The organism is Paraburkholderia sp. MM5477-R1 (genome assembly GCF_050436385.1).
Taxonomy (GTDB): domain Bacteria; phylum Pseudomonadota; class Gammaproteobacteria; order Burkholderiales; family Burkholderiaceae; genus Paraburkholderia; species Paraburkholderia tuberum.
Genome location: NZ_JBNDMC010000006.1, coordinates 2,103,253 through 2,126,164, shown reverse-complemented (window position 1 = coordinate 2,126,164; position 22,912 = coordinate 2,103,253). Strand labels below are relative to the sequence as shown.

19 protein-coding genes and 1 pseudogene are annotated in these 22,912 nt (G+C 64.3%); 7 read left to right on the top strand and 13 right to left on the bottom strand.

Features of this window, described 5'->3' with window-relative positions; genetic code table 11:
- Window positions 1–9: 9 nt before the first annotated feature.
- From OKW35_RS28230 to glgX, 3 genes are all read right to left on the bottom strand, one after another.
- The gene (locus OKW35_RS28230) at window positions 10–1,989 is read right to left on the bottom strand and encodes an AI-2E family transporter (protein ID WP_429553746.1); all 1,980 of its coding nucleotides are present in this window, start codon (window positions 1,987–1,989) and stop codon (window positions 10–12) included.
- Window positions 1,990–2,084: 95 nt separating this feature from the next.
- Window positions 2,085–2,261, bottom strand: coding sequence for a DUF2934 domain-containing protein (locus tag OKW35_RS28225; RefSeq protein WP_184060136.1), 177 nt, complete (start codon window positions 2,259–2,261; stop codon window positions 2,085–2,087).
- Window positions 2,262–2,412: 151 nt separating this feature from the next.
- A complete protein-coding gene (gene glgX / locus OKW35_RS28220; RefSeq protein ID WP_429553745.1) occupies window positions 2,413–4,626 on the bottom strand; it encodes a glycogen debranching protein GlgX in 2,214 nt (737 codons plus the stop codon).
- Between the two features lie 292 nt (window positions 4,627–4,918).
- Between glgX and OKW35_RS28215 the strand changes: the two genes are divergently transcribed.
- Complete coding sequence (locus OKW35_RS28215) at window positions 4,919–5,341, top strand: PRC-barrel domain-containing protein (protein WP_184060132.1); 423 nt, start codon at window positions 4,919–4,921, stop codon at window positions 5,339–5,341.
- Window positions 5,342–5,412: 71 nt separating this feature from the next.
- Here the strand turns inward: OKW35_RS28215 and OKW35_RS28210 are convergent, their stop codons facing one another.
- The 8 genes from OKW35_RS28210 to OKW35_RS28175 all read right to left on the bottom strand — a co-directional run bounded on the left by OKW35_RS28210 (window position 5,413) and on the right by OKW35_RS28175 (window position 14,615).
- Window positions 5,413–7,674: a xanthine dehydrogenase family protein molybdopterin-binding subunit gene (locus tag OKW35_RS28210; protein ID WP_429553744.1), complete on the bottom strand. Its 2,262-nt coding sequence runs from the start codon at window positions 7,672–7,674 to the stop codon at window positions 5,413–5,415.
- Window positions 7,671–8,678 carry an FAD binding domain-containing protein gene (locus tag OKW35_RS28205; RefSeq protein ID WP_429553743.1) on the bottom strand — a complete coding sequence of 336 codons (1,008 nt, stop codon included), beginning with the start codon at window positions 8,676–8,678 and terminating at the stop codon, window positions 7,671–7,673. The genes OKW35_RS28210 and OKW35_RS28205 overlap by 4 nt, the downstream gene beginning before the upstream one ends.
- Window positions 8,675–9,235 (bottom strand): (2Fe-2S)-binding protein, encoded by a 561-nt coding sequence (locus OKW35_RS28200; protein WP_429403116.1) that lies wholly within the window; start codon window positions 9,233–9,235, stop codon window positions 8,675–8,677. The genes OKW35_RS28205 and OKW35_RS28200 overlap by 4 nt, the downstream gene beginning before the upstream one ends.
- 154 nt (window positions 9,236–9,389) lie before the next feature.
- Window positions 9,390–9,704 carry a hypothetical protein gene (locus tag OKW35_RS28195; protein WP_184060127.1) on the bottom strand — a complete coding sequence of 105 codons (315 nt, stop codon included), beginning with the start codon at window positions 9,702–9,704 and terminating at the stop codon, window positions 9,390–9,392.
- 87 nt (window positions 9,705–9,791) lie between these two features.
- Entirely contained in the window at window positions 9,792–10,658 is an 867-nt protein-coding gene (locus tag OKW35_RS28190; RefSeq protein ID WP_429553742.1) for a glucose 1-dehydrogenase, read from the bottom strand.
- 270 nt (window positions 10,659–10,928) lie between these two features.
- A complete protein-coding gene (locus tag OKW35_RS28185; protein WP_184009928.1) occupies window positions 10,929–11,405 on the bottom strand; it encodes a response regulator in 477 nt (158 codons plus the stop codon).
- A 443-nt stretch (window positions 11,406–11,848) separates the two neighbouring features.
- Entirely contained in the window at window positions 11,849–13,522 is a 1,674-nt protein-coding gene (locus OKW35_RS28180) for an ATP-dependent DNA ligase (RefSeq protein ID WP_429553741.1), read from the bottom strand.
- A gap of 10 nt (window positions 13,523–13,532) precedes the next feature.
- Complete coding sequence (locus OKW35_RS28175) at window positions 13,533–14,615, bottom strand: ligase-associated DNA damage response exonuclease (RefSeq protein WP_429553740.1); 1,083 nt, start codon at window positions 14,613–14,615, stop codon at window positions 13,533–13,535.
- A 159-nt stretch (window positions 14,616–14,774) separates the two neighbouring features.
- Here OKW35_RS28175 and OKW35_RS28170 point away from each other — a divergent pair, with 159 nt between their 5' ends.
- The 5 genes from OKW35_RS28170 (at window position 14,775) to OKW35_RS28150 (ending at window position 20,149) form a co-directional block, all read left to right on the top strand.
- Window positions 14,775–15,677: a YihY/virulence factor BrkB family protein gene (locus OKW35_RS28170; RefSeq protein WP_090809917.1), complete on the top strand. Its 903-nt coding sequence runs from the start codon at window positions 14,775–14,777 to the stop codon at window positions 15,675–15,677.
- A gap of 96 nt (window positions 15,678–15,773) precedes the next feature.
- On the top strand, window positions 15,774–17,609 hold the full coding sequence (locus tag OKW35_RS28165) for a thiamine pyrophosphate-requiring protein (protein ID WP_090809915.1): 1,836 nt from the start codon (window positions 15,774–15,776) through the stop codon (window positions 17,607–17,609).
- Window positions 17,610–17,838: 229 nt separating this feature from the next.
- Window positions 17,839–18,939 carry a cell division protein ZapE gene (gene zapE / locus OKW35_RS28160; protein ID WP_429553739.1) on the top strand — a complete coding sequence of 367 codons (1,101 nt, stop codon included), beginning with the start codon at window positions 17,839–17,841 and terminating at the stop codon, window positions 18,937–18,939.
- Between the two features lie 250 nt (window positions 18,940–19,189).
- Entirely contained in the window at window positions 19,190–19,618 is a 429-nt protein-coding gene (locus OKW35_RS28155) for a VOC family protein (protein ID WP_429553738.1), read from the top strand.
- 228 nt (window positions 19,619–19,846) lie between these two features.
- Window positions 19,847–20,149, top strand: a complete 303-nt coding sequence (locus OKW35_RS28150) for a hypothetical protein (protein WP_429403110.1) — start codon at window positions 19,847–19,849, stop codon at window positions 20,147–20,149.
- A 475-nt stretch (window positions 20,150–20,624) separates the two neighbouring features.
- On the opposite strand, the gene OKW35_RS28145 is transcribed toward OKW35_RS28150, so the two are convergent.
- On the bottom strand, window positions 20,625–21,536 hold the full coding sequence (locus OKW35_RS28145; RefSeq protein ID WP_244144907.1) for an AraC family transcriptional regulator: 912 nt from the start codon (window positions 21,534–21,536) through the stop codon (window positions 20,625–20,627).
- Window positions 21,537–21,690: 154 nt separating this feature from the next.
- On the opposite strand from OKW35_RS28145, the pseudogene OKW35_RS28140 reads away from it, so the two are divergent.
- Window positions 21,691–22,525: pseudogene (locus OKW35_RS28140) on the top strand (oxidoreductase).
- Here the strand turns inward: OKW35_RS28140 and OKW35_RS28135 are convergent.
- Window positions 22,500–22,835 (bottom strand): hypothetical protein, encoded by a 336-nt coding sequence (locus OKW35_RS28135; protein ID WP_429553737.1) that lies wholly within the window; start codon window positions 22,833–22,835, stop codon window positions 22,500–22,502. The pseudogene OKW35_RS28140 and the gene OKW35_RS28135 overlap by 26 nt on opposite strands.
- Window positions 22,836–22,912: the final 77 nt, after the last annotated feature.

Sequence of the window (22,912 nt, the reverse complement as noted above, 5' to 3'; positions counted from 1 at the left end):
CGCAAGGCTTCAGCCATCCTCGAACTGCGGCTCCGCGATCACCGTTCGCGTCGCATCGAGACGACGGCACGCGGCCAGCATCTGCTGCAACGACGTCACGGCGCACTCCGCTTCCAGCGATTCCTGCTGTTCCGCGCTCCACTGCTGCGTATCCTCGGGTGTCCAAAGGCCGACCACGATCGACGCATTCGGCAAGCGCGTGCGGATGCGCCGGATCAGATTGCGCAGATGCGACGGAATGCCGTCGATCTGCAGATACAGAAGGCAGACGATGCCCACGTCGTCCGCCACGAGGCTGTCGATCGACGCGCGCGACACCGCCTCGTGCGGCAGCGAGCGCGCCGCGAAGCCGTGCTTGCCGAGCAACTGCAGCAGAATGATCGTCGCGAGCGCATCGAGCGGGCCACGGCCCGGCAGGCACAACACGCGGCTCGTCGGCGCATGCGAGGCGAACACGGCCGCGGCGTCGACCGATCGTGGCATCGCCCGCGCGGCCTGCGTTTCGTCGGAAGGTGCCAGCGGCCCCACTGCGGCCGGCTTCGCCTGCGTCGCGAGCGGCGCGGGCTCGCGATCCTCGTAGCCGTCGAGGCCGTCGACCAGGTCGTTGGTCGTCGACTCGATGCGCGCGAGTTGCACGCTCGTCACGCTGCCGCGCGTCACGTCGTTGGCCGCGAGCCGCAAGCCCTTGATCGCGACTTCGTCGTAATAGGCCGACAGCGAGCGGTCGCGCAATAGCACTTCGGCCTGCTCGATCGCGTCATCCGGATCGCCGGCGAGCGCGCGTTGATAGAAGTTTTCGACCGGCGTCAGCGCGGGCTGATCGCCGAGCAGCACGTCGAGAAACTCGAGACGCCGCACGTGCCGGCCGAGCACCAGCAGACACAGCGTCAACGGTGTCGACAGGATCAGCCCGATCGGCCCCCAGATCCAGCTCCAGAAGATCGCCGCGACCACCACCGAAAACGGCGACAGGCCGGTGCTGCGCCCATACAGCATCGGCTCGACCACCTGCCCCACCGCCAGTTCCGCGACCACGAACAGCACCAGCGACCAGATCGCCATCGCCCAGCCGGGACTGACCGCGGCGGCGAGCGCGGTGGGCAATATCGCCGCGATCCAGATGCCGACGTAGGGCACGAGCCGCAGCAGCGCCGCGAGAATGCCCCACAGGATCGGGCTCGGCACGCCGATCAGAAACAGCCCCGTCCCGATCACGACGCCGACGCCGGTGTTCACGCCGAGTTGCGACACGAAGTAGCGGCTCAGGCGTCGCGCGGTCTCGTCCATCACCGTGGTCGTGCGATGCAGGTCGCGCGAGCCGAACAGCCGGATCGCGCGATCGCGCAGGTCGTCGCGTTGCAGCAGGATCACGATCGTGACGACGAAAACGATGAACGCGGTTGCCAACGGACTGATGGCCGGCGACAGCACGCGTCGCGCGAGCTCGAACGGCGTCGGCACCGGCTCGCGCACTTCCACCGGCACCGCCGTCGACGCCTGCGGACTCGCCGCGGCCGCGGCGCCGTTCGGCGCTCGCGGCTGCGGCGGCTCGATCGTCGCGCGCTGCAATGCCTGCCCCGCCTCGCTCGCGAAACGGTTCAGCTTGCCGATCGTCAGACTGTGCACGGTGTCGATCTTGTGCTGGATGGTCGCCTGATAGCGCGGCATGCCGGCCGCGAGATCGGTCAGCTGTGTGGCGATTACCGCGCACAGCAGCGCGATGACCGACACCGAGATCAGGACCGCCGCGCACACCGACGCGACATGGCCGAGTTTGAGCCGGGACAGCGCATCGGCGAGCGGTGCGACGAGAAAGCTCAACAGGATCGCGAGCGTGATCGGAATCATCACCGCGCTCGCGACGTACAGGCATGCGACCGCGATCACGCCGACGCCGAACGTGACGAGCCCCTCGATACCGAATGCGGTGGAGGCCGCCTGAATGCGCGAGGCGGCGCTCGTGCCGCGCGGCTCGGGTGTGTCGTTCATGTTGCGGAGCGAAGATCGGGCATGGGAAAACGGTCTCTGAGCCGCACGCGGTTCGCCGGCTCGGAGTCTTATTACTCAATACCGTTGAGCAATGTCTATTTCATCGAATCGCCCGACACCGGCCCGCTCTCGACCGGTGGTGCCTCCTTCTCGATCTCACGGCGGGCCTGCTCCCAGTATTGCTCGGGCGTGCCCTTCGGCTCGGCCGCCTGCTCCCACAGATAGTAGGCGCGCGTGCGGATCTGCTCGTCGACGCTCGGTTCCTGTTCCATTTGTTCACTCCAGCTTGGCCGTTTGCGTGCGCACGCCTGCCGTGGCGAAGGTCGCAGACGCGTGCGTATCGTCAACGACAGAACGAGCAAACCTTGTACCTGTGCTGCGGCCCGCTTTTGCAACGGGGCTGGCGTCGCTCGCCAGCCTGCACTAGCCTGGCGCGGACTCGCCTTCGTCGGAAGTCAACTGCTCTTCGAGGCGGTCGAACACGCGCTGCGTCGCGCGGCTCGGCGCTTCGAGCGCGAACAGCAGCAGTGAGCGGCCGGTCACCTGGTAGGCATCGCCCGCACTGAATTGCGGCAGCTCGGCGCGCACCGGCATGTTGGTGTCGACGAGGCAGGTCCAAAAATCGCCCTCGGGAATGTCGGGCAGCGTGAAGTTGACGACGTCGTGATACGCGTTCAGCACCAGCAGCAAGGTCGCGTCGGACGCGAGACGGCGAATACCGCTCGCCTGCGCACGTCCGTCGATCACGAGGCCGAAGCAGCGCATCGCCGGATCGGCCCACTGCTCGCCCGTGATGTCGGTGCCGTCCGGCGATAGCCAGCGCGTGTCGGTCACGTCGAGCGTCTCGTTGTATTCGCCAGTCAGAAAACGGCCGCGCCGCAGCACCGGCAAGCGGTGGCGCAACGTGGTCAGATTGCGCACGAACTCGGTCAGCGCGCGGCCGTCGTCGTCGATCGCATCCCAATCGACCCAGCTGATCTCATTGTCCTGGCAATACGCGTTGTTGTTGCCCTGCTGCGTGCGGCCGAATTCGTCGCCGGCGAGGATCATCGGCGTGCCCTGCGACAGCAGCAGCGTCGCGAGCAGATTGCGCTTCTGGCGCTCGCGTTGCTGGCGGATGTCGGCGTCGTCGGTCGGTCCTTCGGCGCCCATGTTCCACGACTTGTTGTCCGAATGGCCGTCGCGGTTGTCCTCGCCGTTTGCCTCGTTGTGCTTGTCGTTGTACGAGACCAGATCGTTCAGCGTGAAGCCGTCGTGCGCGGCAATGAAGTTCACGCTCGCCCACGGCCGCCGGCCGCGATGATTGAACTTGTCGCCCGACGCGGTGACGCGCGTCGCGAGATCGGCGGCGGTGCCCTCGTCGCCCTTCCAGTACGCGCGCGCGGTGTCGCGGAAGCGATCGTTCCATTCGGCCCAGCCCGGCGGAAAACCGCCCACCTGATAGCCGCCGGGGCCGCAATCCCACGGCTCGGCGATCAGCCGGATGCTGGAGAGGACCGGGTCCTGGCGGCAGCTGTCGAGAAAGCCGCCGCCCTCGTCGAAGCCGTGATCTTCGCGGCCGAGGATCGTCGCGAGATCGAAGCGGAAACCGTCCACTTTCATTTCGGTGACCCAGTAGCGCAGGCTGTCGGTCACCATCTGCAGCACGCGCGGATGCGACAGGTTCAGCGTATTGCCGGTGCCGGTGTCGTTGATGTAGTAGCGCGGCTCGTCGGGCATCAGCCGGTAGTACGACGCGTTGTCGATGCCCTTGAACGAGACCGTCGGGCCGCGTTCGTTGCCTTCGGCCGTGTGGTTGTACACGACGTCGAGTATCACTTCGAGATCGGCCTGGTGAAAGCGGTCGACCATCTCCTTGAATTCGCCGACCGACTCGGTCGACGACGCGAAAAAGCGCGGATCGGCCGCGAAGAAGCCGATCGTGTTGTAACCCCAGTAGTTCGTGAGACCCTTGTCGAGCAGATGGCTGTCGTTGACGAAAGTCTGGATCGGCATCAGCTCGACCGAGGTCACGCCAAGGCTGCGGATATGGTCGAGCACCGGCTGCTGCGCCAGACCCGCGAACGTGCCGCGCAAACGCTCGGGCACCCGCGGATGACGTTTCGTGTAGCCGCGCACGTGCGTCTCGTAGAGAATCACGCGCTCCCACGGCAGCGCGTTGCGCTCCGGATGGCTCCACGAAAAATTCGCGTCGACCACCTTGCACTTCGGCACGAAAGGCGCGCTATCGCGTTCATCGAATGACAGGTCGAGCTCTTCCGAACCGAGCGTATAGCCGAAAATTTCCGGCGCCCATATAAGCTCGCCGATGTGCGCCTTCGCATATGGATCGAGCAGCAGCTTGTTCGGATTGAAGCGATGCCCGTTTTCGGGCTCGTAGGGACCATGCACGCGATATCCATAGACGGCGCCCGGTTTCAGATTCGGTACGAACACATGCCATACCTCGTCGGTGTATTCGGGCAGCTCGATCCGTTCGAGTTCATGTTGGCCTGTTTCATCGAACAGACACAGTTCGACTTTGGTTGCGTGCGCGGAGAACAACGCGAAGTTGACGCCACTGCCGTTCCATGTCGCGCCGAGCGGAAAAGGCGTGCCTTCGGCAATGCGCGTCGAGTAGCTGGCTGGGGATGACATAGGTGTTCTCAGTGGCTGCAAGGAGGTTGGTATCTCAGGGTCATGCAGGTGTTTTTTTCAACTGCCTTTCCACGTGTTCTTTGCTGCTCATTGTTCCAGTGTAGGCATTCGAGGCCCGCGCGCCGGACATTGCACCGCGCGAGCAGCGGGCCGGTGCGTGTAGCAACTTATGGGCCTGATCCGCCTCGCTTTCCCTCAGCTCAAAGTCGCGGCATGAGATTTGCAGCATACCGGCAAGGCGCACGCATTGCGCGCCGCCGAAACGCCACGACACCAAACCGGGAGAACACAGATGATGCGCAACCCGCAGATCACACCGCTGGCCGCTTCCGCATCGCTTCTCGCCGCCATGACGCTGATTTCCGCGTTGGGCACGTGCGGCAGCGCGTTCGCGCAAGGCGCGCCGCAGGCGATCACCGAAAAACGCACGGACGTCGTGCAGCTCGCGAGCGGCTATCGCGCGTCGAAGCTGTCGGGCGCGGACGTGTACAACCGCAACAAGGACAACATCGGCACGCTCGATGATCTGATCGTGTCGCCGGGCACCGAGCGCACCACGTATGCGATCCTGTCGGTCGGCGGCTTTCTCGGCATGGGCAAGCATCTGGTCGCCGTGCCGTTCAACGATCTACAGATCGACAACCGGCGCGTCGTGCTGCCCGAGGCGACGAAGAAATCGCTCGAGGCGTTGCCGGAGTTCAAGTACGCGAATTGAGCGCGGCGTTGCCGCGTCGAATCGATCGACGCGGCAACGGGCCGTCCATGCACAGGCGTTCAGGGGCGTAGTCAGCCGAGCAGCTTGTCGGGCGTAATGGGCAAATCGCGGATGCGTTTGCCGGTCGCATGCCAGATCGCGTTGCACACTGCCGCGGCCACGCCCACCACGCCGATTTCGCCGACACCTTTGACGCCGAGCGGATTGACGATGTCATCGCGCTCGTCGACGAACAGCACGTCGATCTCGTGAATGTCGGCATTCACCGGCATGTGATATTCGGCGAGGTTGTGATTCATCTGGCGTCCTAGCGCGTGATCGAACTGGCCGTGCTCGTGCAGCGCCATGCTGATGCCCCACACGACGCCGCCCGCGACCTGATTGCCCGCCGTCTTCGGATTGACGATGCGTCCCGCCGCGACCGCGCTGACCACGCGCGTCACCCGCACAGTGCCGAGCGCTGCGTCGACGCGCACTTCGGCGAACACCGCCGAATGCGTGCCCATCGAATACGCCTGCTGCTTTTCGTGCGGCTTCACGCTGGCCTGCTCTTCGAGTTCGTCCAGCCCGGCGCGCTGCAACAGCGTCGCAATCGCGATCGAGTCGTCCTCGTGTGGGCCGCACACGAGCCGGTTGCGCTCGCGCCGTACGTGTTCGCGAGTCGCCGACGCGAACCGTGCCCCACCATGTTCGCGCGCCAGTTCAACGAGACTGTTGTGCAGGCGCGTGCACGCGGCGTCGACTGCGCTGCCCACCGACGACACGGTCCACGATCCGCCCTCGATCGGCGCCTTCGGCAGCCGGGTGTCGCCGAGTTCGAAGCTGACGTCGCCGAGCGGCACGCCGAGCGCATCGGCGGCGATCTGCGTCATCGCGGTGTAGGTTCCGGTGCCGATATCGGCGGTCGAACTCGACACGCTGACGCGGCCATCGGGCGTCAACACCGCGCGTGCGGCCGCTTCGTTCTGCATCGCGTCCCACGCACCGGTCGCCATGCCCCAGCCGATCAACTCGTTGCCGTCGCGGCGTGCGCGCGCCTCGAGCGGCCGCCCCGCCCAGCCGAAGCGGGCCGCGCCTTCGCGATAGCAGTCGCGCAGCGCCTTGCTCGAAAACGGCAGATTCTTGTTCGCGTCGCGCTCCGCATAGTTGACGAGCCTCAATTCGAGCGGGTCCATCCGCAATGCCTCGGCCAGTTCGTCCATCGCGACTTCGAGCGCAAAGAGCCCTTGTGTCGCGCCGGGCGCGCGCATGTCGGCCGGTGTCGGCACGTCGAGCTTCGCGACCCTGTAGCCCATCGACACGTTGTCGCATCGATACAGCTGCCCCGCCCAGTTGACCACCACGTCGCAGTAGTCCTCGTAGCGCGAGGTTTCCGACACCGCCTCGTGGATCACCGCCTGCAGGCGGCCATCCGCCGACGCGCCGAGCGCGACGCGCTGCACCGTCTGCGGACGATGCGCGAAGGTGAACATCTGCTGCCGGGTCAGCGTGACGCGCACGGGTTTGTTCAGTTCGCGCGCGGCCATTACCGCGAGCGCCAGATGATATTGCGGCCTCAAGCCGGAGCCGAACGCGCCGCCGACGAACGGCGACACCACCTGCACTTCGTCGTCTTTCAAACCGAACACACGCGTCAGATAGCCCTTCGTATTGACGACGCCCTGAGTCTTTTCATAGACGGTCAAGCGTCCTTGCGCATCTGGCACCACGGTGCATCCGTGCATTTCCATCGGATTGTGATACTCCGGTGGTGTCGTGTAGAACGCGTCCACGCGCGCCTTTGCATCGGCCAACGCCTTGCGTGGGTCGCCACGCTCGGGCGGAGGCGGATCGAAACCGCCCTTCTCGGCCGACGGCGGCACGGCGCTCGTCAACGCTGCTTCGATATCGGTCTGGTGCGAGCCGGCCTCGTAACCCACCTGCACGAGCGACGCCGCGTAGCGCGCCAGTTCCAGCGATTGCGCGACCACCAGCGCGACCGGCTGCCCGCTGTACCACACGCGCTCGTCCCAAAGCGGCCTCAATGGCGTGCCCCCGGGCGCAATCATGTCCTTGAACGCGTCGACGTCCGACGGCAGCGCCGGGCGCTTGCGATGCGTGAGCACGAGCAGCACGCCGGACAGCGCCTCGGCAGCCGAGGTATCGATCGACACGATCTTGCCCGTCGCGATCGTGCCCGACACGACGACGCCATACACGAGCCCTTCGACGCAGAACTCAGCGGCATATTGCGCGGCGCCGGTCACTTTGACGGGCCCGTCCACACGCGAATGCGGCACGCCGATGGCAGGCTTCGGGCTGCCTGTCGACGGCAAGGTTTCGGCACGGTTCATCGCGCGGCCTCCTCGAACGAACGTTGTGTGGCCTCGCCGAAGGCGCGCACGATCACGCGCGCCGCGAGTTCGATCTTGAACGCGTTGTCGCGCTGAGTGCGCGCACCGCGCAGCAGCGTCGCCGCGAAATCGCGCAACGTTCGCGCGTTCAGCATCGCGCCGCGCAGTGCGGCTTCGGCGGCGGGATCGCGCCACGGCTTGTGCGCGACCCCGCCGAGCGCGCACCGCGCGTCGACGATCCGCGACTCGTCATCGAGCTCGACACCGACCGCGGCCGACACCAGCGCGAACGCATACGATGCGCGGTCGCGCACCTTCACGTACGCGTGATGCGCGGCAAAGCCTTGCGGCGGCAGTTCGATCGCGGTCACGAGTTCGTCGTCGCGCAGGTTGGTGTCGATCTGCGGCGTATCGCCGGGCAGCCGGTGAAAATCCGCGAACGGCAGCGTGCGTGCGCCGTCGTTGCCGATCAGATGCACAGTGGCGCCGAGCGCCGCCAACGCGACGCACATATCGGACGGATGCACGGCGATGCAGTGCTCGCTGGCACCGAGGATCGCGTGAATGCGGTTCACGCCATGCAGCGCCGGACAGCCGCTGCCGGGTTCGCGCTTGTTGCATGGCGTGCCCACGTCGTAGAAGTAGTAGCAGCGCGTACGTTGCAGCAGATTGCCGCCGACCGTCGCGACGTTGCGAATCTGCGGCGACGCGCCCGCCAGGATCGCTTTCGCGAGCAGCGGGTAGCGTGTCGCGACGGTATCGTCATACGCGAGCGCGCTATTGGTGACGAGCGCGCCGATCTTCAGGCCGCCTTGCGCCGACGCTTCGATCTGCCTGAGCGGCAAACGGTTGATGTCGACGAGCAAAGCCGGGCGCGCCACGTCTTCGCGCAGCAGGTCGACCAGATTCGTGCCGCCCGCGAGGAACGCGGCGCCCCTGTCCGAACGATGCCGTTCGAGCGCATCCTGCACCGCATCGGCGCGCGTGTACGAGAAGCGGTTCATGGCCGCGCTCCAGATTTATTCGCGACCGCACTGTCTTGCCTTGCGTCATCGTCACCGAAATTCGCAGCGTCGAGAATCGCCGCGACGATGTTCGGATACGCGCCGCAGCGGCACAGATTGCCGCTCATCTGCTCGCGCACATCGTCCGCGCAGCGCGCATGTCCTTCTTCGAGCATCGCGTACGCCGAGCAGATTTGTCCGGGCGTACAGTAGCCGCACTGGAACGCGTCGTGATCGATGAACGCCTGCTGCAGCGGATGCAACGTGTCGCCGTTCGCGAGACCTTCGATCGTCGTGATCGATGCGCCGTCGTACACGACCGCGAGCGCGAGGCAGGTATTGATCCGCTGGCCATTGACGATCGCCGTACAAGCGCCGCATTGACCGTGATCGCAGCCCTTCTTGGTGCCGCTCAGGTGCGCATGCTCGCGCAGCAGATCGAGCAGCGAGGTCCACGCCTCGACGTCGAAGCGCCGCGTCTCGCCGTTGATCTCGAACGTCAATGCATGCGACGCGGGCGCGTCGCCCCGGGCGGTTTCAGCATCGGGGGTAGCCATCGGATTTCCTCCTCACAAGGCTCGCGCAAGCAGTGCGGCGCGCGACGGAACTCAACGCAATTCGAACCAATGCAAAGCGGCGACAGCGCGCGAGCGCGATGCCGCCGCGGCGTCCGGCGCGTCGCGAGGCAGGCCGACGCGCTCGACGGATCGCTTATTGCCCCGCCCCACTACCCGCGCGCGGCGGCGTCGCGCCTTTGAAGCGCCTGTTGGTGGTTTTCCCATTGCCGCCGCCGGCGACGCCATTGGTGGCGCCCCCCGATTCGCCGACATTGCCGTTCGCGTTGTTCGCGCTGGTCGTGTCCGGCGTGCGCGATTCTTCCAGGCTTGCGCCGGGTTGCGCGGCAGACTTGCTGTTTTGCATGGACGGATTGGTACCGGTCTGCGCGAAGCCCGCCTGCGCAAAGCCTAGCGCGAAGCAGCCTGAAACGAGCGCGGCAGCCAGTTTGACGGATACATCGATCTTCATGGCACTCTCCCTTAAGACGTTATGAAAACCCACTGCGCGAACCTCGTACGTGAGCGCAAGCGGCCATGCCGCCATCAGTTCGACAACCTAAATAATCGGCGCGCCGCCCGTTACCGCAATCGTCGCGCCCGAGATGTAGCTCGCTTCATCCGACGCGAGCATCACGTACGCGGCGGCCAGTTCGGCCGGTTGGCCGGGGCGCTTCATCGGCACCTGCTTGCCGAACTGCTCGACCTTGTCTGCCGGCATCGTCGATGGAATCAACGGCGTCCAGATCGGTCCCGGCGCCACGCAGTTCGCGCGAATGCCCTTTTCCGCGAGCAATTGCGCGAGACCACCGGTGAAGTTCTGGATCGCGCCCTTGGTGGTCGCATACGCGATCAGACCAGGATTCGGATGATCGGCATTGATCGACGAAGTATTGATGATCGCGCCGCCCGGCTTCATATGGCGCACCGCCGCGCGCGTGATCCTGAACATCGCGCCGATGTTGGTATCGAAGGTCTTGTCCCATTCTTCGTCGCTGATCGCATCGAGCGACGGATAGCTCATCTGATACGCGGCGTTGTTGACCACCACGTCGAGCCGGCCGAATGCCTCGATCGCCTTGTCGACGATCGCATCGCAATTCGTGCGATCGCGGATATCGCCGCCGACCAGCACCGCCTTGCGACCCGCGTCCTCGACCCAGCGCGCGGTCTCGCGCGCATCGTCGTCTTCGTCGAGATAGGCGATCAGCACATCCGCACCTTCGCGCGCGAACGCGATCGCGACCGCGCGGCCGATGCCGCTGTCGCCGCCGGTCACGATCGCCGCCTTGCCTGCGAGACGCCCCGAACCTTCATAGGTTTTCTCGCCGTGATCCGGTTGCGGGTTCATGTCGGCCGTGCGGCCGGGCCTCTGGTCCTGCTGCTGTTCAGGAAACGGCGGTGCCGGACGTTGCGTGTCGCTCATGTCGGATCTCCCTCGGTGCGAATGACCATGGGCGGCGCGCACGAACGCGCCGCGTCATCGGTCTTTCAGCAACGAGTGGGCCTGCCTGCAATAGCGAGAGGAAACTGCTGCGCGCCGGGCAGCGCAAGGGCACGCATGGCTTAAGAAACTGCGTTGGACAGAACGGTGGCGGACAGATGGCAGATTGATGACAAACGGATTCGCAGAGCGACGAGTGCGATTTTCTGGCGACGACCGTGCAGAAATAACAGAACTATCAGTGAGTTTTCGCTAACAACGTGATTCAGATGATGGCTCCGCCGCATGCAACGCCGCCGCCGATTCGAGCACGCGCAGCAGACGCTCGGGTGTCAACGGTTTGGCGCAATGCGCGTCGAAGCCGGCGGCCTTCGCGAGCGCGCGATCGTCGCGCGACGCAAACGCGGTACATGCGACCAGCAGCATGTGTGAAGTCTGCGGATGCGCGCGCAGCCGCCGCGCGAGTTCGAGCCCGTCGAGTCCAGGCATCTTGATGTCGAGCACCACCGCGAAGGGCTGCCATTCGCGCGCGGTCTCGCACACGGCAAACGGATCGTCGAGCGCGCGGCATTCGAAGCCGTCGGCCGTCAATAGCATTTGCAGCGCATCGGCCGCTTCCCGGTAATCGTCGACTACCAGCACGCGACGATGCGCGGCCATCGCATAGCGGATTGGTCGCCATACGAGCACGTCGTCGCTGCTGTCCACGTTGTCGTTGAACACAGTCATTTTTTCTCGCCCTTTTACATTGGCCCTGAAGGGCATCCGCGCCACCCGTGCAAGATTCGATCCCGTTGCGTCTGCCGGACTACGACCGGTTTTTTGTTATTTCCGCTTCGCTCGGACGATGCCGCGGCCAGCACGCCTGGTCGCGCATTCCGACGTTGCAATCACCTGGAATGCGGGATTCAGCGTGCCCATTCATCACGGCGTTTGAATGACGGCGCCTGCGATGTGCGCGCTGCGCAACATCGATCGACGCACTGTCCTTGTGCGATCCGTCTCGTTCAGAGGCGTCGCACGATATCGGTATTTCAACGGATTGAGGGGTCCACGCAATGCAAGCCGCAATCGCACTTATGGCGCGAATCGATGACGCGGTCTTATCAAAAGAATAAGCGACGATGCCGATAAAAAAATGCTCGACATGTTAGGGGTTTGTGCTCTGCGGGTTATCCCGCACGATTATCGATAAACCCCTTCAGCATCGCGAGCGTATCTGCGTCGTCGATGTGTTTGTCCGTGCGCCAGCGCAGCATGCGCGGAAAACGCACGGCCACGCCGGACCTGTGACGCGAACTCGCTTGTATCCCTTCGAAGCCGATCTCGAACACGAGCGTTGGCGTCACGCTGCGCACGGGGCCGAATTTATCGACGGTGGTCTTGCGCACGATCGCATCGACCCGACGCATCTCTTCATCTGTGAGCCCTGAATAGGCCTTCGCGAACGGCACCAACGTGCGCACGCCGTCGGCCTCGTCCCACACCGCGAACGTGTAGTCCGTGTAAAGACTCGCGCGACGGCCATGACCGCGCTGCGCGTAAATAAGTACAGCGTCCACCGCATAAGGCTCGATCTTCCATTTCCACCACGTGCCCGACGCCTTGGTACGACCGACGCCGTACATCGACTCGCGCTCCTTGAGCATCAAACCTTCGACGCCGCGCGCGCGGCTCTCGTCGCGCAACGCCGCGAGCGCGGTCCAGTCCGCTGCAAGGACGAGCGGCGATATGCGCAGCAGACCACGCGCGAGCGTGCCATCGACGGAGCTGGCCAGCGCATCGAGGCGTGCACGCCGTTCAGCGAGCGGGTTCATGCGCTGGTCCTGTCCGTTTGCTTCGAGCAGGTCGTATGCGAGCAGCGCGGCGGGCGAATCCGCGAGTATCTTGCGCGTCAGCGTCTTGCGCGCGATGCGCGGTTGCAGCCGCGCGAACGGCAATGGCGCTGCCGCGCCTGGCTCCCACGCGAGAATCTCGCCATCGATCACGTAGCCATCGGGTAATGACTCGCCCAATGCCGCGACTTCGGGAAAACGATCGGTAATCAGATCCTCGCCGCGCGACCACAACCACACGCGGCCGCCGCGTTTGACGAGTTGCGCGCGTATGCCGTCCCACTTCCACTCGATCAGCCAGTGCGCGGGATCGCCGAGCGTGGCCGGATCGTTCTGCAAGGGATGCGCGAGAAAGAACGGATATGGCAGGCCGAGGTCGCTATCGTGTTCAGGCGCGTGCGCTTGCGTATCGTCGTCGATCTGCGGCGCGATCAGACGCAGATAGCGCGCCGCATCGGGCTTCTGTTGCGAATCGGTCCAGCCGACCATTCGTTGCGCGATCCGCTTGTGATCGACGCCGGCCACTTCGGCGAGCGCACGCACCACCAGTTGCCGCGCGACGCCGACACGAAAGCCACCGCCGATCAGCTTGGTCAGCAGGAAACGACCGCCCCAGTCGAGTTCGTCCCAGTAGCTGAGCAGACGCCTGCGCAACTCGTCGGGCGGCAGGCCGCGCAGCGGCAGCATGCGTTGCTCGATCCATTGCGTGAGACCCAGCTCGGAGTTGCGCGACGCGGGCGGCAGGATATGCGCGATGGTCTCGGCCAGATCGCCCACCGCGTGATACGACTCCTCGAACAGCCACTCGGGCAAGCCGGCGCGCTCGCGTGCGATTTCGGTCAGCAAACGCGTCGGCACGAGTTGACGCGGCTTGCCGCCCGCGAGGAAATACGACGCCCATGCCGCGTCTTCGGGGTCGGCCACCGAGAAATAACTGGTCAGCGCCGCGAGCTTGTCGTGCGTCGACGTGGTCGCATCGAGCGCGGTGTAGAGAGCCGCGAAGCGTTTCATACGGTGCCCGTCATGATTCGCTCGCCGCCGGCGCCTGGTCGGCGCCGGCCGCGTCGGCTTCGACGGTATCGTCGCCGTATTGCGTTTCGAACGCGCTGGCGTGCAGGCCCTGCTCGTTGAGCCAGCGCACCATCGGTTCGATCGAGCCATGCGTGACGATCACGCGGGAGGCGCCGCTCTCGCGTATCGCCGTTTGCAAACCCGGCCAGTCCGCGTGATCCGACAGCACGAAGCCACGATCGACGCCGCGCCGGCGACGCGCGCCGCGCAGGCGCATCCAGCCCGACGCGAACGCATCGCTGTAGTCGCCGAAGCGCTTGAGCCACGCGCTGTTCTGCGCGGACGGCGGCGCGACGATCAGCGCCTGTTTGAATACGCCCTTGTCTTTCGCTGCAATCTCGCCGACCAGACCGAGCGCCGGCAGACGCACGCCCGCGTCGCGATACGCGCGATTGAGCGGCTCGAGCGCGCCGTGGCAGAAGATCGGCCCGATCGCCGCATCGACACTCGCGAGCACGCGTTGCGCCTTGCCGAATGAATAGCAGAACAGCACCGACGCGCGCCCTTCGGAGGCGTTGTGACGCCACCATGAATCGATCGAATCGAACACGCTTTGCGGCGTATCCCAGCGATAGATCGGCAGACCGAACGTCGATTCGGTGATGAACGTATCGCAGCGCACCGGTTCGAACGCGGCGCAGGTCGGATCGGCTTCGAGCTTGTAGTCGCCCGACGCCACCCACACGCGGCCCGCGTATTCGATGCGCACCTGCGCCGAGCCGAGCACGTGCCCGGCCGGATGCAGCGACACGCGCGCCGCGCCAATCGTCAGCGGCTCGCCGTAGTCGAGCGTGTGCAGCGCGATGCCGGGCAGCCGCGATAGCAGCACGCTCGCGCCCGCGCGCGCGGCCAGGTAGCGCTGATGACCGAAACGCGCGTGGTCGGAATGCGCATGTGTGATCACCGCGCGTTCGACCGGCCACCACGGATCGATGTAAAAATCGCCGGGCGGGCAATACAGTCCCTCCGGCCGCGCGATCACCAGATCGTTGGCTTGCGGCGCGGTGTCGGTCTGACGCGGCGACTGATCCATCGGCTGTCCTCGGCAAGGGAACGCGATCTTGCGAACGCGGCCAAGCAAACTATATGCCGCGCCATTGATGGCCCCGTTTCTGCTTACGGTATATAAAGCACACAGGCGTGTCGAGAGCGGCTGCCATCCGGCAGTGCCCGGCGCGCACCGCGAGGCCTCATGCCGATCCTGCTCGACCAGCAAGCGCTGTATATCGCCAGACATCCCTGGCGCTTCCTGCTGCAAACGCTGAAAGCGTTTCGCGCGAACCAGGGGCTGCTGCTCGCGGGCGCGGTCGCGTACTACGCGTTGCTGTCCATCGTGCCGCTGCTGATCCTGATCGTCATCGTGTTGTCGCGCGTGGTGCCGCAGCAGCTGGTGCTCGACGCGCTTGCGCATCTGCTGCGCTGGCTCGTGCCCGGACAATCGGCCGCGCTCGTGCGTGAGCTGTCGAACTTCCTGCTGCACCGCGCGGTAATCGGCTGGGTACTGCTGCTGACGATGATCTTCTTCAGCTCGCTCGCGTTCACCGTGCTCGAAAACGCGATGTCGCTGATCTTCGTGCATCGGGTCGTCGTGAAGCGGCGCCACTTCCTGATCTCGGCGCTGCTGCCGTACTGCTACATCCTGTTTCTTGGCGTGGGACTGCTGATCGTCACGTTCGTGTCGAGCGCGCTCGACACGATCGGCGCAGAAGGACTCAGACTGTTCGGCCTGCACGTGTCGTTGCAGGGCTTCTCGCGAGTGATGCTGTATCTGTTCGGGCTCGCCGGCGAAATCTTCGTGCTGACCTCGGTGTATCTGGTGATGCCGGTGGGACGGCCATCGCTCAAACACGCGCTGATCGGCGGCGTGGTGGCCGGCGCGTTGTGGGAGATCACGCGGCACGTGCTGGTCTGGTATTTCGCCACGCTGTCGCAGGTCAGCGTCGTCTATGGCTCGTTGACGATGGCGATCGTGATCCTGCTCAGCTTCGAATGGCTCGCCACCTTGCTGCTGTTCGGCGCGCAGGTGATATCGCAATACGAGCGCTTCGGCCACGAACCGCTCGACGCGCCGCAGCCGAGGATCAAGACCGGGTAGCAAGCCATTCGCAAGGAACAAGCCTTGCTCGCCGATACCGACGACGGCCGCCCATTTCGCAGGGCGGCATCGACTGGCTATCGAGGAGCGAGGATCATGGCTGAAACCGTCGGCGATTTCATCATCGGGCGGCTGCACGCATGGGGCGTGCGGCGAATCTACGGCTATCCGGGCGATGGCATCAACGGCGTGTTCGGCGCGTTGAACCGCGCGCAGAGCGAAGCGAAGAAACGCCACAAAAGCACGGATCAGCCGGGCCCGATCGAATTCATTCAGGTCCGTCACGAAGAAATGGCCGCGTTCATGGCCTCCGCGCATGCGAAATTCACCGGCGAGTTGGGCGTGTGCATCGCCACCTCGGGGCCGGGCGCATCGCATCTGCTGACGGGGCTGTACGACGCGCGCATGGATCACATGCCGGTGCTGGCGATTACCGGTCAGCAGGCACGCGCGGCGATCGGCGGACACTATCAGCAGGAGCTCGATCTGCCCGCGATGTTCAAGGACGTAGCCGGCTCGTTCGTCGGCTTTGCGACGATGCCCGCGCAGGTCCGTCATCTGGTCGATCGCGCGGTGCGCATCGCGCTCGCCGAGCGCGCGGTCACGGCGCTGATACTGCCGAACGATCTGCAGGACATCCCCTACGAGCCGCCGGGGCGCAAGCATGGCACGCTGCATTCGGGCATCGGTTACGCGCGCCCGCGCGTCGTGCCGAGCGACGAGCAGTTGCGCCAGGCCGCCGACGTGCTGAACGCGGGCCGCAAGGTCGCGATCCTGGTCGGCGCGGGCGCGCTGCACGCGACCGACGAAGTGATCGCGATCGCCGAGAAGCTCGGCGCCGGCGTCGCCAAGGCGCTGCTCGGCAAGGCCGCGCTGCCCGACGATCTGCCGTGGGTGACCGGTTCGATCGGCCTGCTCGGCACGAAGCCGAGCTACGACATGATGACCCATTGCGATACGTTGCTGATGATCGGCTCGGGCTTCCCCTACTCGGAATTTCTGCCGAAGGAAGGCGACGCGCGCGGCGTGCAGATCGACATCAAGGCCGACATGCTGAGCCTGCGTTATCCGATGGAAGTGAACCTCGTCGGCGATAGCGCCGAGACGTTGCGCGCGCTGCTGCCGCTGCTCGAGGAAAAGAAGGATCGGCTGTGGCGCGAGCGCATCGAAGGCTGGGTGTCCGACTGGTGGAAGACGCTGGAGAAACGCGCGCACGAACCCGCGAAAGATGGCCTGAATCCGCAGCTCTCGGTATGGGAGCTGTCGAAGCGCATTCCCTCGAACGCGATCGTCACCAGCGATTCGGGCTCGGTCGCGAACTGGTACGCACGCGATCTGCAAGTGCAGCGCGGCATGATGTGCTCGCTGTCGGGCGGGCTCGCGTCGATGGGCGCGGCCGTGCCCTATGCGATCGCCGCGAAGTTCGCGTACCCCGAGCGGCCCGTGATTGCGCTCGTCGGTGACGGCGCGATGCAGATGAACAACATGGCCGAGCTGATCACGGTCGCGAAGTACTGGCAAGGCTGGAGCGATCCGCGCTGGATCTGCATGGTGCTCAACAATGGCGACCTGAATCAGGTCACATGGGAGCAGCGCGTGATGGAAGGCGATCCGAAGTTCGAGGCCTCGCAGAGCATTCCGTCCGTGCCGTATCACCGCTTCGCGGAACTGATCGGTCTGAAGGGCATCTATGTCGACAATCCCGATCAGATGGCCACCGCCTGGGACGACGCGCTCGCGTCGAATCGTCCGGTCGTGATCGAGGTGAAGGCCGATCCGAACGTGCCGCCGCTGCCGCCGCACGTCACGCTCGCGCAGGCCAAAGCGTTCGCCGAGACGTTGATGAAGGGCGACCCCGATCAGGGCAACGTGGTGGTCGAAACCGCGAAGCAGGTGCTCGGTGCCGTGCTGCCGGGGCATCACGACAAATGACGCGGTAGCGGCTCGACGACGCGTGTGCGCGCCAACGTTCGACGCAGAACGTGGCTGGTAAAATGGCGCGCGCTCCGTGCACGCGCTCATTGGGTCTGCTTCGCCGCAGGCCATCACGTCGGCCGTTATCTCATGCTCACACACGTCCTCGCCGTTTTCGCGGCGGCCCACACTGCGTCATTCGCGCAAGTCGCATCATTCGCGTCATCAGGCATGCACGCTCCTGCCCATGCTTGACGAAACCCGCATCGCGCGCGCACTGACCGCGCGCGGCATCTCTGCCGATGCACGGCAGCGCGAGGCCATCGGCGCGCTTGTCGGGTTGGTCGCCGCGCAGCAGCGCGCGCGGCAGGCATGGTCCACCGCCGCGTTCGGGCCGCAAGGCGTCTACTGTCACGGACTGCCGGGCCGCGGCAAGAGCCTCGTCGTCGATACGCTGTTCGAGCTTGCGCCATGCCGCAAACGGCGCCTGCATTTCCACGAGTTCCTGCGCGAAATGAACCGCCGGCTCGTGCACGCGCCGCCTGGTGACGACCGGCTCGGCGACGTGTCGCGGCAATGGCTCGACGGTATCGAGCTGCTGTGCTTCGACGAATTCCATGTGCACGATATCGCCGACGCGTTCCTGATGGGCCGCTTTCTCGACACCGCGATCAAGCTGGGCACGCGTATCGTGCTGACGTCGAACTACGCACCGGACGATCTGTTGCCCGACCCCGAGTTTCACGAGCGCTTTCTGCCGACCATCGCGCAGATCAAACGCGGCTTCACGGTGATCCATTTCGACGGCGTGCGCGATTACCGCTTCGGCGGCGAAGCGGCCGAGGTGCCGCGCTTTTTCGCGCCGCTCGACGCATCGAGCGAGGCCGCGTTGCGCGATATCTTCACGGGCCATGAACGCGACGCTGCGATCGAGCCGGTCAGGATGAGCGCGGCGGGCCGGCCGCTCGAAGCGCGGGCAGCCGGCCGCGCGCTGCTGTGGGCGGACTTCGAGCAGTTGTGCGTCGCAAGCCGCTCGCACCTCGACTACCTCGATCTCGCCGAGCAATGGCAAGGCTTGATCGTCGATCGTCTGCATACGGAAGCGCTGAGGCAGCCGCATACGCTGCAGCGACTCGTCTGGCTCATCGACATCTTCTACGACCGCAAGCGTGCGCTCTTCATCGCCTCCGATCAGCCGATCGAGACCGCGTTGATCGGTCTCGAAGGCGCGCATGATCTGTCGCGTACGCTGAGCCGGCTTGCCGAGATGCAGTCGCGCGCATATCGCAGCACGCTTGAACGAGGCGGCGAGGACAACGCGCAAGACGGCATCAACGCCAAGGCTTGATGGCCGGGCATCGGACCCGCGCGCATTTCTGCAATTCTTGCAAAGCGACGGTAAAGCGTGCCAACGCCGTTTCGCGTCGACGCACGCGCCACGGCGCCGCGCGATGCATCGCCGGCCCCCCGAAACAAGCCTACACTCAACCATGCCATGCCCCGCGGTGCCGGAAAACTCGCCGCCAGATCAGTTCGATGGGCGTGGGCGAACATGTTCGCTCTTCATCGCGCCGCTCTTTCGCGGCAAAGGAGAAGCCATGGAAAAGATCCCAAAAGCCACGGCCTTGTTCATCGCAGGTTTTGGCACGATTGTGATTGATGCCCAGGCAAGCCGCGATCTCTACGGTCGGGCCTTCGGTATCCCCTTCAAGGAAGAGAACGGCGGCTATCTCCATACGGAGGGTCTGAACGGCGCAAACTCCTTCGCCTTGTGGCCGCTCTCCCACGCCTCCCAGTCGTGCTTCGGCACGGATTCGTGGCCTCGCGACGTACCCATCCCGCAAGCCTGGATCGAGTTTGATGTCGACGACGTCCAGGCGGCAACGGCGGAACTTGAATCGCAAGGGTATCGGATGCTGGTCAGGAACCGGAATGAGCCGTGGGGCCAGACGGTCAGTCGCTTCATCGGGCCGGAAGGATTGCTGGTCGGAATCACGTTTACGCCGTGGATGCGGGAACAGAAATGATGGGCAGCCACAGTGGCAGTCTTGCGCGCGGTGACTGATAGCCTCAGATTGGGGACCAGCGCGCGTCAGGTTACCGGTTAGCGCCGAAAATCGATATTCACCATTGTGAATAATGCGCGTAACTATCAGCCACCGCTTTCCTAAACTTGGCATTAGGCGAGCACGACGGAAACAGTGCGGAAGCATCGTTTGCGTCGAAATCGCAGTCCAACCAAGGAGAAGCGTGTCATGAACAAGTCAACCACCACATTGATCGCGGCCGTCGCCGCACTCACGCTGTCGGGCGGCGTATATGCACAAAGCAACAACACGCTGGCGACTCCGAGCACACAGTCGCCGGCCGCTGCAACGAGTGGCTACGGCACGCCTGGTGCCACCAACACGGACAGCGGCGCCGGGTCGCCGACCTCGGGCCAGCCGACCTGGGGCCAGCCGAATAGCGCCAACAGTAGCTCGACGGCCCGCCCCCCCGCTTACGGGGTTAACAACTCGCTGGCGACCCCAACCACAAAGTCGCCAGCAGGCCAATGAGAGCAACCAAGGCTGGCAACCGGGCGCAAATGAGCGCAATGCGACCAGGCGGTTCAATTTCGTCGGGCGTAGCGTGACCGGATAGCCGCGACTGGCAACACAGATCGCGACGGTAGAAAAAAGTTGGTGTGACTGGCCGGTCATAACGCGCCAGAAGGTCGAGTTCGCCCCAACGTGTCGGCCTGTGTGCCAAAACGTCTCGATTGAGCTTCCCCCGAAATTTCGCCTTCCAGTAGGTCGTGCATAAAATCGACCCAAAGGAAGGAAAGAAGAGATGTTCAAGGTACCAAACCAGGTGTACACGGCGGAGTTCAAGGCGGCGGCCGCGCAACCAATCAAGGACGGACCTCGGTCAGTTAATCCGTTGGCTCGGTGGTTTGCATCGCCGCTTGAAAACGGCCGCCGTCCCTGTATCCCCCTAACTTTCGGACAATCGGCGTGACATCGAACAATCGCGCTCACCGGTGCGGCAAATTCAGTGCGACGAGACATAAGCCGTATCAGCGAATACTGCCGGGATCGCGAAGCTCTCGCGCATACGCTTAGCCTCTGCGGCAGGCGTCAAGCCAAACAGACGCCTGAATTCCCTGCTGAACTGGGACGGGCTCGCATAACCCACAGCGTGTCCCGCCGCCTCCGCGGTTAGTTCCTCGCGCACCATTAACAGGCGAGCCTGATGAAGGCGCGTCGACTTCACATATTGCATCGGCGACACCTGCGTAATTGCCTTGAAGTGGCTGTGGAAACTCGGAATGCTCATACCCGCTTCGTCGGCCAGTTGCCTTACGTCGAGGGGCTGCGCATAGCTTGCATGAATCAGGCGAAGTGAGCGCCCTATCTGTCCGAACTGTCCTCGCATCGCCAAAGCCTCGCGCAACGAGCCTCCCTGGGCTCCGGTGAGCACCCGGAAATACAGTTCACGCAGCAGCCCCGCGCCCAACACGGCAGATTCGAGTGGCCGATGCATCGCCTCGAGGAAGCGCAGCACGGACGCTTGCATTGCGTCATCCATCGGCGTCGACATCATGCTTTGAGGTGCTGGTGCGCACTCCCCCACGCCTTCGCGGTCGATCCGCTCCGCAAGTTCGGCGGCCAATGCGAAATCGAGGTGCAGATACAGCGCGAGCAGTGGGCGCTCCTCGGTTGCGTCGGTCTCCATGCTGAACGGCACGGGCACGGACACGGCCAGGTAGTGACGCTCGTCGTACAGGTAGAGCTGGTCGCCGAAATAACCTCGCTTGCGGCCCTGGCAGACGATCACGATACCGGGATCGTACAGAACGGGCGTGCGCGATAGCGCCCGGTTCGACCGCAAGATGCGGACGCTCGGCAGTGCCGTCAGGTTGTAGCCCTCGTCGGGCGCCAACGCGCGTAGCAGGACAATCATGCGTTTCTGGCTTCGAGAGGATAGAGCTGGATGCTGGGCCAAAGCGCGTATCGTGTTCATAGTTTTATGCAAGAAAATCAGCGGAATTCGGCTTAATTTGCCTCGCTGGTCAGATTAGTATGCACTCTCCAATCGACATTCGGGAGAAGCTTCAATGGCAACCAGCAAAACACTGCTCATCACCGGCGTCAGCAGCGGTTTTGGCCGCGCGCTCGCACAGGAAGCGCTGGCGGTGGGTCACAAGGTCGTCGGTACGGTGAGAAGTGCCCAGGCAAAGCGTGAATTCGAGTCCGTATCCGCGAATGCCGCTTGGGGACGCGTGCTCGACGTGACCGACTTCGACGCGATCGACGGCGTCGTGGCGGAAATCGAGGCTGGCGTCGGACCAATCGATGTGCTGGTCAACAATGCCGGCTACGGCCACGAGGGCATCATGGAGGAATCGCCGCTCTCGGATATGCGCCGACAGTTCGATGTGAATGTATTTGGTGCGGTCGCCATGATGAAGGCCGTCCTGCCGTTCATGCGTGAGCGCCGCCGCGGCCACATTCTGAATATCACATCGATGGGCGGCTACATCACGATGCCGGGAATCGCTTATTACTGCGGCAGCAAGTTTGCGTTGGAGGGCATCTCCGAGGCGCTTGGCAAAGAGGTCAAGCCCTTCGGTATTGCCGTGACGGCCGTGGCGCCGGGCTCATTTCGCACTGACTGGGCAGGTCGCTCGATGACGCGGACCCCCCGCTCGATTTCGGATTACGACGATATTTTCAATCCCATCCGCCCAGGCCCGCGAGGAAAAAAGCGGCAAGCAATTGGGAGATCCCAGGAAAGCGGCGCGCGCAATGCTGGCCGCCATGGCAGCGGATCATCCGCCCACGCGTCTTTTGCTCGGTAGCGACGCACTCGGGCTCGTTCGCGACAAGTTGTCGGCATTGAACGTGGAAATCGATGCATGGGAGGCTACCACCGTTTCGACGGACGGCTGATGAGCGCCGAGGCTGAGAAGCTGTCGAGAACCGTATCCCGCGGCGTCGGGTGCGAACGAAGCGATGCTTGCCCGATCTGAAAGTCCGTTTGCAGCGAGGATTTGTTGAGCCAGACGCGAAAGCTCATCGAAGGCGGCTCGATGCTCGAATGGATTAAGGGGCGAAGGAGATGTATGACCAACGTCCCGAGGATCAGCAACATCGCGCCTGCAACGCTGTTGTTAGTGCGCAGCAATACATCGGCGACGTAAAGTGTCAACGAGGTCAAGGCCATGTGGCCGGCGATGCGTATCGCCCGCGGGTTCATCATTTCACCTGGAATTCGTTGCGCAGGGTCCGAAGATTCGGACGCCACCGGTGAGGACGCCCCACGACGATCCAGGCACG